15 protein-coding genes are annotated in these 13,585 nt (G+C 68.7%); 9 read left to right on the top strand and 6 right to left on the bottom strand.

Annotation, left to right across the window (positions count from 1 at the left end):
• Window positions 1-147: 147 nt before the first annotated feature.
• A complete protein-coding gene (locus ICG51_RS11085) occupies window positions 148-384 on the top strand; it encodes a hypothetical protein (RefSeq protein WP_190280415.1) in 237 nt (78 codons plus the stop codon).
• A gap of 108 nt (window positions 385-492) precedes the next feature.
• The gene (gene dxs / locus ICG51_RS11080; RefSeq protein ID WP_190280414.1) at window positions 493-2,397 is read left to right on the top strand and encodes a 1-deoxy-D-xylulose-5-phosphate synthase; all 1,905 of its coding nucleotides are present in this window, start codon (window positions 493-495) and stop codon (window positions 2,395-2,397) included.
• 40 nt (window positions 2,398-2,437) lie between these two features.
• Here dxs and ICG51_RS11075 read toward each other — a convergent pair whose 3' ends face one another.
• Window positions 2,438-3,445 (bottom strand): TraB/GumN family protein, encoded by a 1,008-nt coding sequence (locus tag ICG51_RS11075; protein ID WP_190280413.1) that lies wholly within the window; start codon window positions 3,443-3,445, stop codon window positions 2,438-2,440.
• Between the two features lie 123 nt (window positions 3,446-3,568).
• On the opposite strand from ICG51_RS11075, the gene ICG51_RS11070 reads away from it, so the two are divergent.
• The gene (locus tag ICG51_RS11070) at window positions 3,569-3,958 is read left to right on the top strand and encodes a DUF488 family protein (RefSeq protein ID WP_190280412.1); all 390 of its coding nucleotides are present in this window, start codon (window positions 3,569-3,571) and stop codon (window positions 3,956-3,958) included.
• Window positions 3,959-3,970: 12 nt separating this feature from the next.
• Here the strand turns inward: ICG51_RS11070 and ICG51_RS11065 are convergent, their stop codons facing one another.
• The 5 genes from ICG51_RS11065 to ICG51_RS11045 form a co-directional block, all read right to left on the bottom strand.
• Window positions 3,971-4,645 carry a DNA-3-methyladenine glycosylase gene (locus ICG51_RS11065; protein ID WP_190280411.1) on the bottom strand — a complete coding sequence of 225 codons (675 nt, stop codon included), beginning with the start codon at window positions 4,643-4,645 and terminating at the stop codon, window positions 3,971-3,973.
• 7 nt (window positions 4,646-4,652) lie between these two features.
• Window positions 4,653-5,027, bottom strand: a complete 375-nt coding sequence (locus tag ICG51_RS11060; protein ID WP_190280410.1) for a DUF423 domain-containing protein — start codon at window positions 5,025-5,027, stop codon at window positions 4,653-4,655.
• An 87-nt stretch (window positions 5,028-5,114) separates the two neighbouring features.
• On the bottom strand, window positions 5,115-6,176 hold the full coding sequence (locus ICG51_RS11055) for an SRPBCC family protein (protein WP_190280409.1): 1,062 nt from the start codon (window positions 6,174-6,176) through the stop codon (window positions 5,115-5,117).
• A gap of 307 nt (window positions 6,177-6,483) precedes the next feature.
• On the bottom strand, window positions 6,484-7,140 hold the full coding sequence (locus tag ICG51_RS11050; protein WP_190280408.1) for a response regulator transcription factor: 657 nt from the start codon (window positions 7,138-7,140) through the stop codon (window positions 6,484-6,486).
• Window positions 7,137-8,327, bottom strand: a complete 1,191-nt coding sequence (locus ICG51_RS11045) for a sensor histidine kinase (RefSeq protein WP_190280407.1) — start codon at window positions 8,325-8,327, stop codon at window positions 7,137-7,139. Before ICG51_RS11045 ends, ICG51_RS11050 begins: the two co-directional genes overlap by 4 nt.
• Window positions 8,328-8,468: 141 nt before the next feature.
• Between ICG51_RS11045 and ICG51_RS11040 the strand changes: the two genes are divergently transcribed.
• The 6 genes from ICG51_RS11040 (at window position 8,469) to ICG51_RS11015 (ending at window position 13,559) form a co-directional block, all read left to right on the top strand.
• On the top strand, window positions 8,469-9,086 hold the full coding sequence (locus tag ICG51_RS11040; RefSeq protein ID WP_190280406.1) for a GNAT family N-acetyltransferase: 618 nt from the start codon (window positions 8,469-8,471) through the stop codon (window positions 9,084-9,086).
• Entirely contained in the window at window positions 9,083-9,853 is a 771-nt protein-coding gene (minC, locus tag ICG51_RS11035; protein ID WP_190280405.1) for a septum site-determining protein MinC, read from the top strand. Before ICG51_RS11040 ends, minC begins: the two co-directional genes overlap by 4 nt.
• A 34-nt stretch (window positions 9,854-9,887) precedes the next feature.
• On the top strand, window positions 9,888-10,700 hold the full coding sequence (gene minD, locus ICG51_RS11030) for a septum site-determining protein MinD (RefSeq protein ID WP_190280404.1): 813 nt from the start codon (window positions 9,888-9,890) through the stop codon (window positions 10,698-10,700).
• A 3-nt stretch (window positions 10,701-10,703) separates the two neighbouring features.
• Window positions 10,704-10,967, top strand: coding sequence for a cell division topological specificity factor MinE (gene minE, locus ICG51_RS11025; protein ID WP_028838487.1), 264 nt, complete (start codon window positions 10,704-10,706; stop codon window positions 10,965-10,967).
• Window positions 10,968-10,987: 20 nt separating this feature from the next.
• The gene (locus tag ICG51_RS11020; RefSeq protein ID WP_223809435.1) at window positions 10,988-11,491 is read left to right on the top strand and encodes a hypothetical protein; all 504 of its coding nucleotides are present in this window, start codon (window positions 10,988-10,990) and stop codon (window positions 11,489-11,491) included.
• Between the two features lie 79 nt (window positions 11,492-11,570).
• A complete protein-coding gene (locus ICG51_RS11015) occupies window positions 11,571-13,559 on the top strand; it encodes a M2 family metallopeptidase (RefSeq protein WP_190280403.1) in 1,989 nt (662 codons plus the stop codon).
• Window positions 13,560-13,585 lie beyond the last annotated feature (26 nt).

Here is a 13,585-nt window from a genome sequence, read left to right as displayed (position 1 = left end):
CCACTTGGCGGTCCGTCAGGCCTCTCGCCGCCAGCCGCTCCCTGTTCCACGTCCGCCGGCTGATCCCGGTCAAGGCGCGGCCGGCGGCGCCTGCGGATCATGGCTGCACCGCGCACAGCGCGTTCCGCCATTCCCTGGAGTTTCCCCATGCTGTTCGACGTCCTAGGCCTCGTTGACGAGGCCACTGCCCGCTCCATCGCTTTCGCCGTGCACGCGCTGGATCCGCAGGCCAAGATCACCGCCAACATCGGCCGCGGTCGCCTGCTGGTGGAAAGCGGCCTGAAGGAAAACGACATCAGCGACGCCCTGCGCGCCGCAGGCTACCCCGCCACGCTGGCACCCGAGCACGCCGAAGGCACCACCTGTTGCGGCAGCTGCGGCTGAACCCGCACCGACGCCGTTCCGCCGGGGCCCGCCACCGTGCGGGCCCCGCGCGTTTCCGGGGTCCGCCTTCACGTTGCCCGCACCCGCCCGCGGCGCGACAATAGGCGGATGATCGATGCGTCCCGCTATCCCCTGTTGTCGAAGATCGACAACCCCGCCGACCTGCGCCAGCTGCCCGAAACCGACGTGCGCGCGGCGGCCGACGAGCTGCGCGCGTTCCTGATCGAATCGGTAGGCAAGTCCGGCGGGCATTTCGGCGCGGGCCTGGGCGTGGTGGAGCTGACCACCGTCCTGCATTACCTGTATGACACGCCGCACGATCGCATCGTCTGGGACGTGGGCCACCAGTGCTACCCGCACAAGATCCTCACCGGCCGCCGCGACCGCATCCACACGGTCAAGCAGAAGGACGGCGTGGCGCCGTTCCCCAAGCGCGAGGAAAGCGAATACGACACTTTCGGCGTCGGCCACTCCTCGACCTCGATTTCGGCCGCGCTGGGCATGGCCATCGCCAATGCGCGCGCCGGCATCGACCGCCGGATCGTGGCGGTGATCGGCGATGGCGCGATGACCGCGGGCATGGCCTGGGAAGCACTCGGCCACGCCGGCGGCATGGACGAGGAACCGGACATCCTGGTGATCCTCAACGACAACCGCATGTCGATCAGCGAGGCGGTGGGCGGGCTGACCAAGATGCTCGGGCGCATGTCCGGCAACCGCACCCTCAACGCGATCCGCGAGGGCGGCAAGAAGCTGCTGGGCGACAAGCGCAACCCGCCGGCGCGCTTCGTCAAGCGCTGGGAAGAACACTGGAAAGGCATGTTCGTGCCATCCACCCTGTTCGAGCAGATGGGCTTCCACTACACCGGCCCGATCGACGGTCACGACACCGACGCCCTGCTGCAGACGCTGAAGACGCTGAAGGGCCTGAAAGGGCCGCAGCTGCTGCACGTCATCACCACCAAGGGCAAAGGCTACGAGCTGGCCGAAGGCGACCAGATCGGCTACCACGCGGTCAGCCCGTTCGACCCGTCCATCGGCGTGGTCGGCAAGCCCGCGGCGAAGAAGCCCACCTATACCGACGTATTCGGCGACTGGCTCTGCGACATGGCCGCCGCCGACCCCAAACTGCTCGGCATCACCCCGGCGATGCGCGAAGGCTCGGGGCTGGTGCATTTCAGCCAGGAATACCCGGACCGCTATTTCGACGTCGCCATCGCCGAACAGCACGCGGTGACGCTGGCCGCCGGCATGGCCTGCGAAGGCGCGAAGCCCGTCGTGGCGATCTACTCCACCTTCCTGCAGCGCGGCTACGACCAGCTGGTGCACGACGTCGCCATCCAGGAACTGGACGTGCTGTTCGCCATCGATCGCGGCGGCGTGGTCGGCCCGGACGGTGCCACACATGCGGGTAACCTCGACCTCAGCTACCTGCGCTGCGTGCCGAACATGCTGGTGATGGCGCCGGCCGACGAGAACGAATGCCGGCAGATGCTGTCCACCGGCCACCACCACCCCGGCCCGGCCGCGGTGCGCTACCCGCGCGGCACCGGCCCGGGCGTGGCCGTGCAACCGGGCCTGGACACGCTGCCGGTCGGCAAGGCGCAGCTGCGCCGCAGCGGCGCGCGGATCGCCCTGCTCGCCTTCGGCGCGCTGGTGCCGGCGGCGCAGCAGGTGGGCGAGGAGCTGGGCCTCACAATGGTCAACATGCGCTTCGTCAAGCCGCTGGACCGCGCTCTGGTGCTCGAACTGGCGAACAGCCACGAAGGCTTCGTGACCCTTGAAGACAACGTGGTGGCAGGCGGCGCCGGCAGCGGCGTGGCCGAACTGCTGGCGGCCGAAGGCATCGTCCTGCCGATCCTGCACCTCGGGCTGCCCGATGCCTTCCAGCACCACGCCAGCCGCGAAGACCTGCTGGCCGAAGCCGGGCTGGACGTGGCCGGCATCCGCGCCGCGGTGCTGGAGCGCTGGCCGGAACTGCTGCAGCCGCCGCGCGCGCAGGCCGCCTCCTGACTGCACGGCGCGGCAGGCAGCCGCGCCCGCCAGCCGAGACTCATTCGTCCGGCGCGATCACCGTGTAGCCCCTGGCTTCCAGCCCGGCCAGATAGCCATCCGCACCCAGCATGTCGTTGAGCGACAGCGTGGCGAAACTGACCGTGTTGCGCGCAAGCGCCGTCTCCGCGGCGGCCAGCCATTTGGTCCGCAGCTTGTGCTTCGCATCGCCATAGCCCAGCCGCTTGCCGACGCCGGTTTCGGAAATCGCGCTGTTGCATGCTTCCCATTGCTCGGCGGCGGGCAGCGAGCGCAGCGCGGCGATGTCGCCGGTGGCCCAGGCATTGGCGCGGGCACGCATGGTGCCGAGGTCCGTTTCGATCCGCCTCATGGTGTTGTCGAAGCAGGCCAAGTCATCCAGCGTGGTCTTCGACCATTCCTTGAGCAGCGGCTTGGGGTCCTTGATGGTGATGGTTTCCCGCACCACAGTCACCGTGGGGCTGTGCGCCTTGATCGCCTCCGCCACCACCGGCCAGGCCAGGTCGTGGGTGTCCAGGCCGCTTTTCTTCATCGCCGCCGAGTACAGCTCCTGCGCGGCGAACAGCGGGCGCCGCTTCTCCACGCCGCCGTCGCTGCCGATGTAGCGCGCCTTCAGCGCCTGCCAGCGCGCATAGGACGCGGGCGACACCACTTCCTGCAGTTTCCTGTCGTCCGGATTGTTGCGTGCACCCAGCAGCTTCGGCATCAGCAGCAGGCCCTTGAAGAAGCCCACGTCGGCATCGATCTGCACGCCGCGCATGCGGATCACCTCCCGCGCCTGCGCCAGCACCTGCCGCACCTGGGCCGACTGCCACTGCATCTTCATCGGCAGGGGCCGCAGCGTGCCGAGGATGTAGAGGTCATGGCTGCCCTTGCGCACCAGCCACAGGCCCGGGCCGGGCTGCTCGCCCTCCACCACCACGGTGGCCTCGGTGCGGATGCCATCCACCGGCGGCGCGGCCTGCTGCGCCTGCAGCGGCATCGACATCAACCCGAGCGTCACCGCTGCCGCCAACATCGCCTTTCGCATCCATTCGCTCCATCGACTGCCGGAAAGCGGATTGTGACGTCGATCTCCGCGGAAAGTTCAACCACCGGCTGAACCCGGATCGCATTGCGCTACCCTCGACGCGACCCCTGCCCGGAGTTCCGCATGGCTGTCCGCATCATCCGCCTTGGCACGGCGCGCCTGCCCGCGGAAGGACTGCGGATCGGCACCGTACGGCGGCCGCCGCGCGGCGTACCGAAAGCGGAGTTCGCCAAGCGTGATTTCTACGACACCTGGCTGCCGACCGTGGCGCCCAGCCAGGAAGCGATGGATATGGCCCACGCGGCGACCACGCCGGCGCGGTGGCGGGCGTTCTTCCGCCGCTACCGGAGCGAGATGAAGCGGCCCGACGCCGCGCACGCCATCGCGCTGCTGGCGGCGTTGTCGCAAGGCACGGATTTCAGCGTGGGCTGCTACTGCGAGGACGAGGCACATTGCCATCGCCACGAACTGCGCAAGCTGCTGCTGGAGGCCGGCGCGAAGCTCGCCCCCTAGCCGTCGCGGCGCTCAGTCCTGCGACCGTGCCACTGCCTGCTTTGCGCCCGCGGCGGCATCGGCGATCCGCCACAGGTAGAAGCTGGCATAGCTGCGGTACGGCCCCCAGCGTTCGCCGCGCGCCGTCAGTTCCTTCGGGGTCGGCATCGCTTCGAGCTTGTCCACCGCCTGCGCGCCCTTGCGAATGCCCAGGTCGTCGATCGGCAGCACGTCGGGACGGCCAAGCCGGAACATCAGCATCATCTCCACCGTCCAGCGGCCGATGCCGCGGACCGGCACCAGCGCGGCGACGATATCGTCGTCGCTCATCGCCGCCATCCGTCGCAAGGTGGGGATCTCGCCCGCCTCTTCGCGCCGCGCCAGATCGCGCAGCGCCAGCAGTTTGTTGCCGGAGACGCCGCACCCGCGCAGGGCGGCATCGTCGATCCGTGCCAGCGTGTCGCAGTGGAAACGGTCGCTGCCGATGGCGGTTTCCACGCGGCCGACGATCGTTGCCGCCGCCTTGCCGCTGAGCTGTTGGTAGAGGATGGCGCGGGCCAGCGCATCGACCGGGTCGAACGGCTTGCGCCACTGCGGATTGGCCCCGATGGGGTCCAGACGGCGCATCCACGCGCCCAGCTTGCGGTCGCGCCTGCACAGGTGCGCGAATGCCTCCGCCGTATCGAACCCCCTGGCTTGGCGCGACATCGCCAGCTCAGCCGCGCAGGCGATCGTAGGCGTGCAGCAGCCAGCCGCCAATCATCAGCGCACCGCCGAACGGGGCCAGCGTCGACGGCAGCCCCAGCATCGCCACGGCCAGCAGGCTGCCACTGAACAGGAGCACCCCGCCCAGCAGCATGGCCAGGGCCAGCAGCCCCGTCGGCCGTTGCGCCAGCGGCGCCAGCGCGGACAGAGCCACCCCATGGGCGAAGGCGAAGATGGCCGCCTGCAGCATGCGCGCCTGCGACTCCGGCGCGGCCGCGTGCATGGCGTAGGCGGACAGTGCCACCGCCAACGCGGCAAGCAGGCCGCCGACGGCGGCGAAGTAGCGCCGGTAGACGACGAAAGCGGGGGTGCCGTGGCTGTTCATGCGTGCATTCTGCCTGCAAGGGTCGCCGCAAATGCAAACGCCGCGTCGAAACGCGGCGTTTGCGGATGTCGCGATGAAACGCGAGGCTTACTTCACCGGCCAGTAGACGTCGAACTGGCCGTTTTCGGTGAAGGCGCCGGACACGCCGGACTTATAGTCCTCGAAGGCGCGGTCCTTGACTTCATGCCCATGGGTCGCGGCCCAAGCGCGCAGCGCGTTGCGGACGTTCTCCAGCTCGGCCATGTAGCCGGTGTACGAAGCCACCGCGGCCTTCGAGGCCGGGCTCTGCACGTGCTGCACAGGGCCCTGGGTGGCGACACTGGTGATCGCGCTGCCGTCCTTCTTGCGGACCGGCTGCACCACGTCGAAGGTGTAGGTCTCGCGGCCGAGGTCGGTGGTGACGATGCGCAGCGGCCCGACTGCCTCGAGGCCGTTGGCGTCGATCACGCGCTTGATCCACTCGCTGTTGGAGGTCATCGATGCCTGGATCTGCGCGTTGCCGCGCTCGACCGCACCGGCGCTCACCACCAGCAGGTCCTCGGCCGGGCGTTCGACCACCTTCGGGGTGGTCATCTTGCTGTCCTTGACCGCGTAGTCGACGTTCGGCACCGCGGCCAGCATGTTGACCAGGCGGGTCAGGCCCATCTTCATGTCGTCGCCCACGTGGCGGGTGACGTACAGGCCGGCGTAGCGGCCGATCAGGTTCCAGCCGTAGTCCACGTCGTAGGTCTGGGTGATCTCGACGTTGCGGTTGTTGCGGCCGGTCGGCTTGAAGGTGAATTCGGTGCGCTTGTTGTCGCCGCGCTCCTGGTTCTCGATCGCGAACGCGATCTTCTCGCGCGGCACGCTCTCGACGATCTTCCAGGAACCCTTGCCGACGCCCTTCTTGTCCGACGCGTAGTCGAACTGGGCGCCCTCGCCTTCCTCCGGACCGGACAGGGTCACCTGCATGCCGGGGTCGCGCAGTACCAGCGTGTTCCAGTCCTTGAAGCGACGGAAGCTGTTGAGGGTATCGAACACGATGGTGAGCTTGCGATTGGTTTCGATCTTCTCCACCAGGTGGCGCGAAGACGGCAACGCAAGGCCAACCACCAGGTACAGCGCCACGACGATCGCGAGCGAAATCAGGATCTCGAGCAGACGAGTCATTCAGGAATCTCCGGGAAAGGCCGTCAGCGGCCTGAGCCGCTCGGACCCGCCATCCTAGCAAACTGCGGCCATCGGCGGCGAGGGTGCGCACGCGAAAAAAACGCGACGGCGGCCACCAATCCGGTCACTGTCGGCTGCGCCGGGGGGGAGCTGACCCGGGAACCGGGGCCGCCGCGGCTCGGGTGCATCGGCCACTGCGCGGCATGCCATGCGCACACCCCGGCTTGGGCACGGAGAATGCAGCCGGTACGCACCGCGGCGCCCCGGGGCACCGCCTCACCGGGCTCCGGGCCTTCCAGACGCGCTTTCAGACCAGCTGCAGCTCGAACGCCTTGAGGACCGCGCGGGTGCGATCACGCACGCCGAGCTTGCTGAGGATGTTGGACACGTGGTTCTTGATGGTGCCTTCCGCAACGCCCAGCGAGTTGGCGATTTCCTTGTTCGAGAAACCCGAGGCCATCAGCCGCAGGATCTCGGTTTCGCGGTCGGTCAGCGGATCGGGGCGGTCCAGGCTGACGAACTCGTTGCGCATGTGTTCCAGCCCGGACAGCAGCCGCTGTGTCACCGCCGGTTGCACCAGCGAACCGCCGCCGGCCACGGTCTGGATGGCGTCCACCAGCTGCTCGAGCGACACGTCCTTGAGCAGGTAGCCCTTCGCGCCGGCCTTGATACCCGCCAGGACCAGCGCATCGTCGTCGAATGTGGTGAGGATGATCGTGGGCGGCAGGGTGCCCGCGCGCCCCATCGCCTGCAGCGCCTCCAGCCCTGACATCGCCGGCATCCGCATGTCCATCAGCACCACGTCGGGCTTCACTTCCGGAATGCGCTCCACCGCCTGGCGACCATCGGAGGCCTCCGCCACCACCTCGATGCCTTCAGCCAGGGCAAGCAGCGAACGGATGCCCTGGCGCACCAGGGTCTGGTCGTCCACCAGGAACACGCTGATCGGAGTGGATCGGGTCATGCGGGGACTCCTTCGGGGAGGCGGGTGGCGGCGTTCGGCGCAACCGGCAGGGTAATGGTGAGCTGGAAACCCTGGCCGCGGCGGGTAGCGATGTCCAGGCGCCCGCCGTGCTGGCGCAGGCGTTCACCGAGACCGCGCAGACCGTTGCCGGGCAGCACCTGGTCGCTGCCGCGACCATCGTCGCGCACCTGCAGGACGATATTGTGCCCGTCCCGCCGCGCCGCCAGCCACAGCCGGCTGGCGCCGGCGTGCCGCACCGCATTGGTGATCGCTTCCTGGGCGCAGCGCAGCAGCACATGGGCGCGCTCCGGGTCGTCGACGGTGAGTGGCTGCTCGATGTCCATCTCGATGGCGAGCTTGGGAACGTTCTCTGCCAGCGGGCGCAGCGCGGCGCCCAGGTCGATCGCGCCGCCCTCGCGCAATTGGCTGACCGCCTCGCGGACGTCGGTCAGCAGCAGGCGGGCCAGCGTGTGGGCCTGCTGCACGTGCTCGCGCACGCGCCCTTCGGACAGGTGCCCGGCCACCTCCAGGTTCAGGCTGAGCGCGGTGAGGTGGTGGCCCAGCAGGTCGTGCAGCTCGCGCGAGATGCGGGTGCGCTCGTTGACCCGCGCGCTGTCCGCCAGCAGCGCGCGGGTGGCGCGCAGCTCGGCATTCAGGCGGCGCTGCTCCTCGCGCGCCTGCGCCTGCTGCAGGGCGACCAGGCTGACCACGAACACGAAGCCGGAGAAGCCCGCGTACAGCATCGACTGCATCAGCGCCTCCATCGGCGGGAAGCCCAGCCAGCGGATGAACACCGGCGCCACCGCCAGCTGGCTGACCAGCAGCCACACCACCCCCAGCGGCAGCGGCAGCAGCCACGGAAACACGCAGGCCGCCACCATCAGCAGGACGCTGCCCATGCCGGTCCCGCTGAAATAGCTGACCCCCAGCGCGGCCACGGTCAACACCAGCAGCAGCAGGTAGTCGGCGGCGCTGCGCCGGCGCCCCCCCAGGTTCCGGGTCAGCCAGACGTAGCCGGCGCCGAACGCCAGGTAGGCCACCCAGCCCTGCCAAGGCATCGCCAGGTTCTCGCCGCCGCCGACCTGCTGCGGCCGCAGCCAGAAATAGAGTAGCGGCAGGCCGACCATCGCCCAGGTGAACAGGCCGGCATAGCGCAGCAGGCGGGTGTGCTGGATTCGCGCGAACATGGCGTCTTATACCGCCTTGCGCCCCGCCCCGCCCTGCATCGAAGGTCATGGGCGCTCCCCGGCGGCCCATGCGATAATCGCCTGTGGCCCGCGCGACGGACCACACGCAGCAGCCACCGGAGTTTCAAGGAGTTCCAAGGAATGTCGATCGCCATCCGCGACGTGCGCGAGCACGAGCTGGATTCCGTCCTGGCCCTCAACAACGCGGCAGGTCCTGCGATCCTTCCCCTGGACTCGGCTCGCCTGCGCCAGCTGTTCGACCGCGCCGAGTACTTCCGCGTGGCCGAGCGCGACGGGGCCATGGCTGGCTTCCTGATCGGCTTCGGCGCGCACGCGCAGCACGACAGCGTCAACTTCGCCTGGTTCCGCGAGCGCTACCCGGATTTCTTCTACATCGACCGCGTGGTCGTGGCCAGCCGCCGCCGTGGCGGTGGCGTCGGCCGCGCGCTGTACGCCGACGTGCAGAGCTACGCCGAGCTGCGCTACCCGCACCTGGCCTGCGAGGTGTTCCTCGAGCATGGCGCCGACCACGCGCTGCTGTTCCACGGCAGCTTCGGCTTCCGCGAAGTGGGCCAGAACGTCATGCCTTCGGCCGAAGGTCCTGGCCATGATCTGCGCGCGGCGATGCTGATGAAGACGTTGTGCAGCTACCCGTGGGTGCGCGACACCTATGGCGACGCGCTGCCCGACGAGCCCTGGCTGCAGCGCCCGCGCAGCCACGTCGCCGCGGCGCTGCCGGCGAAGGGTGCCTGCGCATGAGCGCCCAGACCGACTACGCGCAGGCGGGCGAACTGAAGTTCGGCCAGGTCGGCATTGCCAACCTGCGGGTACGCAACCTCGATCCGGCACAGCTGGCCGCAGAGATGCAGGAGCGGGTGCAGCGCGCGCCCAACCTGTTCGCGCGCGCCGCGGTGGTGCTGGACTTCGGCGGCCTGAGCAAGGCGCCCAGCCTCGACGAGGCCCGCACCTTGGTGGAAGGCCTGCGCGACGCCGGCGTACTGCCGGTCGCGCTGGCCTACGGCACCAGGGAAATCGAGGCACTGTCGCAGCAGCTGGGCCTGCCGCTGCTGGCCAAGTTCCGCGCCCAGTACGAACGCGCCGACGACGCGCCGGCACCGGCCCGCGCCCCGGAACCGCCGCGCGCCGCCGAACCACCGGCCGCCCCTGCCGCCGCCCCGGCGGTTGCCGGCGCCTCCGCGCCCGGCCTGATCCAGGCCGCGCCGGTACGCTCCGGCCAGCAGGTCTACGCCGAACAGCGCGACCTGACCGTGCTGGCCACGGTCGGCGCTGGCGCGGAAGTGCTTGCCGATGGCAGCATCCACATCTACGGTGCACTGCGCGGCCGCGCCCTGGCCGGTGCGCGCGGCAACGAAGGCGCCCGGATCTTCTGCCGCGAATTCCATGCCGAACTCGTCGCAGTGGCCGGGCACTACAAGGTGATGGAAGACATCCCCGCCGAACTGCGCGGCAAGGCCGTGCAGGTGTGGCTGGAACACGGACAACTCAAGCTTGCGGCGCTCGACTGAACGCCGCTCCCACAGCATCACGGAGGAAGCCAACTTGGCTGAGATCATCGTAGTCACCTCGGGCAAGGGCGGCGTCGGCAAGACCACGACCAGCGCCAGCATCGCCACCGGGCTCGCCCGCCGCGGCAAGAAAGTGGCGGTCATCGACTTCGACGTCGGCCTGCGCAACCTCGACCTGATCATGGGCTGCGAACGCCGGGTGGTGTACGACTTCGTCAACGTGATCCACGGCGAGGCCACCCTCAAGCAGGCGTTGATCAAGGACAAGCGCTTCGACAACCTGTACGTGCTGGCCGCCAGCCAGACCCGCGACAAGGATGCGCTGAGCAAGGACGGCGTGGAGAAGGTGCTGAAGGACCTGGCCGCCGAAGGCTTCGACTACGTCATCTGCGACAGCCCGGCCGGCATCGAGAAGGGCGCGTTCCTGGCGATGTACTTCGCCGACAAGGCGATCGTGGTGGTGAACCCGGAAGTTTCCAGCGTGCGCGACTCCGACCGCGTGCTGGGCCTGCTGGCCTCCAAGACCCATCGCGCCGAACGCAGCGATGGCGAGGTGTCCGCGCACCTGTTGCTGACCCGCTACAGCCCGGTGCGGGTGGAGAGCGGCGAGATGCTGTCGATCAACGACGTCGAGGAAGTCCTGGGCCTGAAGACGATCGGCGTGATCCCCGAATCGGGCGACGTGCTCAACGCCTCCAACAAGGGCGAACCGGTGATCATGGACGGCGAGTCCATCGCCGGGCAGGCCTATGACGATGCGGTGGCGCGGCTGCTGGGCGAAGATCGCCCGCTGCGCTTCACCACGGTGGAAAAGAAAGGCTTCTTCAGCAAGTTGTTCGGGGGTTGAGGCATGGCTATTTTCGATTTCCTCAAGCCCAAGAAGAACACCGCCTCGGTCGCCAAGAACCGCCTGCAGATCATCATCGCGCAGGAGCGCAGCTCGGCCGGCGCGCCGGACTACCTGCCGCTGATGCGGCGCGAGATCCTGGAAGTGATCCGCAAGTACGTGAACGTGGACACCGACGCGGTCAAGGTGGACGTGGTCAAGGACGGCGAGCACGACGTGCTGGACATCTCGGTGTCGCTGCCGGAACGCGGCGCCTCGCCGGCCTGAAAACAGTCCGGCCGCCCGCCGTGGAAACCCCGCCGGTGCTGACCTTGGCCGACATCGGCTTCGATGCGCCGCGCGCGCTGCTGGCCCGCTACGGGCTGGCGCTTGCGCGCGTGGCCGATGGCGAGCCCATTCCCGGCAGCTACTGGGGCGACAGCGAGGCCGGCATCATCGGGAGCACCGTCTACGCCCGCGCCGACACCCCCGTGCATTCGCTGCTGCACGAGTCCGGGCACCTGATCGTACTGCCGCCGGAGCGCCGCGCCGGCGTGCATACCGACGCCACCGATTCGGTGCCCGAGGAAGACGCTGTGTGCGTGCTGCAGGGCCTGCTGGGCGATGCCCTGCCAGGCGTAGGCCGCCAGCGGGTCTGGGCCGACATGGACGCATGGGGCTACACCTTCCGGCTCGGTTCCGCCGGCGCCTATGTCGAACACGATGCCGACGACGCCTGGCGATGGCTGCGCGAGCACGGGCTGGTGGATGCCGACGGCGCGCTCACGCAGGCCGGGCCCATGCATGCCTGAGCCGGTCCGCTTGCCGGCGCGCGGCGTCGCGGTCTAGCCTTGCCGCTTCCCGCATCTCCCTGCCGCCGAGGATCCGCCCGTGAAGCTCCGCCACGCCCTGCTTGCCACCGCCGTCATCGGCACCCTCGGTCTTGCCGCGTGCAAGCGCGACGCCGAGCCCGCCGCCGCGACCCCCGCGCCCGCCGCCCAGCCGGGCGAGACTGCCGACCAGTTCGTCGCCCGCGTCAACGAGGAGGTACGCAAGCTCAGCACCGAACTCAATTCCGCGCAGTGGCTGTCGAATACCTACATCAACGGCGACAGCGAGTTGATCGCGGCCAAGGCCAACGAACGCTGGCTGGCCCAGCTCAACGTGTGGATCGAACAGTCGAAGCGCTACGACGGCCAGCAGCTGAAGCCGGAAACCGCGCGCGCGCTCAAGCTGCTGAAGCTGTGGACGGCGATGCCGGCGCCCAAGGACCCGAAGAAGCTGGAGGAACTGACCCAGCTCGCAACGCGCATGGAAGGCATGTACGGCGCCGGCAGCTACTGCACGGGCGAAGGCGCTGCCCGGACCTGTCGCGACATCGGCCAGCTCAGCGACGTGCTGGCCAAGAGCCGCGACTACGACGCACAGCTGGATGCCTGGCAGGGCTGGCACACCATCAGCGTGCCGATGCGCAAGGACTACGTGCGTTTCACCGAACTGGTGAACGAAGGCGCGAAGGAGATGGGCTTCGCCGACGCCGGCGAGATGTGGCGCTCCGGCTACGACATGTCGCCGGCGGAGCTTGCCAGCGAGAGCGACCGCCTGTGGGGCCAGGTCAAGCCGCTGTACGAACAGCTGCACTGCTACGCGCGCACCCGGCTGGACGCGCAGTACGGCAAGGACAAGGGCGAGGTTGCCGGCGGCCTGCTGCCTGCCCACCTGATGGGCAACCTGTGGCAGCAGGACTGGAGCAACCTCTGGGACATCCTGCAGCCGTACAAGGCGGCCGGAAGCCTGGATATCAACAGCGCGCTGGAGCGGATGGCCGCCGCCGACCTTGCCCGCGAGCTGGCCAAGCCCGCGGCGGCCGGCACTTCCGCCGCCGAACGCAGCTTCGCCGCCCAGCGCGCCGCCCAGCTGGCCACCGCCAAGGCGATGACCGAGCGCGCGCAGGATTTCTACGTCTCGCTGGGCATGCCCAAGCTGCCGGAGAGCTACTGGCAGAAGTCGCAGTTCATCAAGCCGATGGACCGCGACGTGGTCTGCCACGCCAGCGCTTGGGACATGAACATGGCCGGCGACGTGCGCACCAAGATGTGCATCGTGCCCAGCGAGGAAGAGCTGACCACGATCTACCACGAGCTTGGCCACATCTATTACGACCTGGCCTACAACAAGCAGCCGCCGATCTTCCAGAACGGCGCCCATGACGGTTTCCACGAAGCCATCGGCGACACCATCGTGCTGGCGATGACCCCGCAGTACCTGGCATCGGTGGGGCTGGTCGATGCGCCGAAGCAGAGCCAGGAAGCGCTGATCAATGCGCAGATGCGGATGGCGCTGGCCAAGGTCGCCTTCCTGCCGTTCGGGCTGATGATCGACCGCTGGCGCTGGGGCGTGTTCGATGGCTCGATCAAGCCCGACGGCTACAACAAGGCGTGGTGGGAGCTGAAGGCGAAGTACCAGGGCGTCGCCCCGGCCACCGCCCGCGGCGAGGACTTCTTCGACCCGGGCGCGAAGTACCACGTGCCCGGCAACACCCCGTACACCCGCTACTTCCTGTCGCACATCCTGCAGTTCCAGTTCTACAAGGCGCTGTGCGATGCCTCGGGTCACAAGGGCCCGCTGTACGAATGCAGCTTCTACGGCAACAAGGAAGCCGGCCAGCGCTACTGGGCGATGCTGTCCAAGGGCAACAGCCAGCCGTGGCAGCAGACCATGAAGGAGCTGACCGGCGGCGAGAAAATGGACGCCAGCGCGGTGCTGGAGTACTTCGCACCGTTGCAGACCTGGCTGAAGGAACAGAACGCGGGTAGCACCTGCGGATGGAACGCGGCGGGCACCGTCGCGGCGCCGGCTACGCCGGCGAAAGCCGGCTAGGCCGCCAGCAACATGGCAGTGCAAGG

The sequence above is a fragment of the Thermomonas sp. XSG genome (assembly GCF_014678725.1).
Classification (GTDB): Bacteria; Pseudomonadota; Gammaproteobacteria; order Xanthomonadales; family Xanthomonadaceae; genus Thermomonas.
Note: the sequence above shows the minus strand (reverse complement) of the source record. Positions and strands in the feature narration are given on the sequence as shown.

Excerpts from the sequence above, each read along its gene's own strand:
- ICG51_RS11060 (WP_190280410.1), bottom strand. The coding sequence starts at position 5,027 with ATGAACAGCCACGGCACCCCCGCTTTCGTCGTCTACCGGCGCTACTTC.
- minE (WP_028838487.1), top strand. The coding sequence starts at position 10,704 with ATGGCTATTTTCGATTTCCTCAAGCCCAAGAAGAACACCGCCTCGGTC.
- ICG51_RS11065 (WP_190280411.1), bottom strand. The coding sequence starts at position 4,645 with ATGTCGCGCCAAGCCAGGGGGTTCGATACGGCGGAGGCATTCGCGCAC.
- ICG51_RS11045 (WP_190280407.1), bottom strand. The coding sequence starts at position 8,327 with ATGTTCGCGCGAATCCAGCACACCCGCCTGCTGCGCTATGCCGGCCTG.
- ICG51_RS11050 (WP_190280408.1), bottom strand. The coding sequence starts at position 7,140 with ATGACCCGATCCACTCCGATCAGCGTGTTCCTGGTGGACGACCAGACC.
- ICG51_RS11075 (WP_190280413.1), bottom strand. The coding sequence starts at position 3,445 with ATGCGAAAGGCGATGTTGGCGGCAGCGGTGACGCTCGGGTTGATGTCG.
- ICG51_RS11040 (WP_190280406.1), top strand. The coding sequence starts at position 8,469 with ATGTCGATCGCCATCCGCGACGTGCGCGAGCACGAGCTGGATTCCGTC.
- ICG51_RS11085 (WP_190280415.1), top strand. The coding sequence starts at position 148 with ATGCTGTTCGACGTCCTAGGCCTCGTTGACGAGGCCACTGCCCGCTCC.
- minC (WP_190280405.1), top strand. The coding sequence starts at position 9,083 with ATGAGCGCCCAGACCGACTACGCGCAGGCGGGCGAACTGAAGTTCGGC.
- ICG51_RS11070 (WP_190280412.1), top strand. The coding sequence starts at position 3,569 with ATGGCTGTCCGCATCATCCGCCTTGGCACGGCGCGCCTGCCCGCGGAA.
- ICG51_RS11055 (WP_190280409.1), bottom strand. The coding sequence starts at position 6,176 with ATGACTCGTCTGCTCGAGATCCTGATTTCGCTCGCGATCGTCGTGGCG.
- dxs (WP_190280414.1), top strand. The coding sequence starts at position 493 with ATGATCGATGCGTCCCGCTATCCCCTGTTGTCGAAGATCGACAACCCC.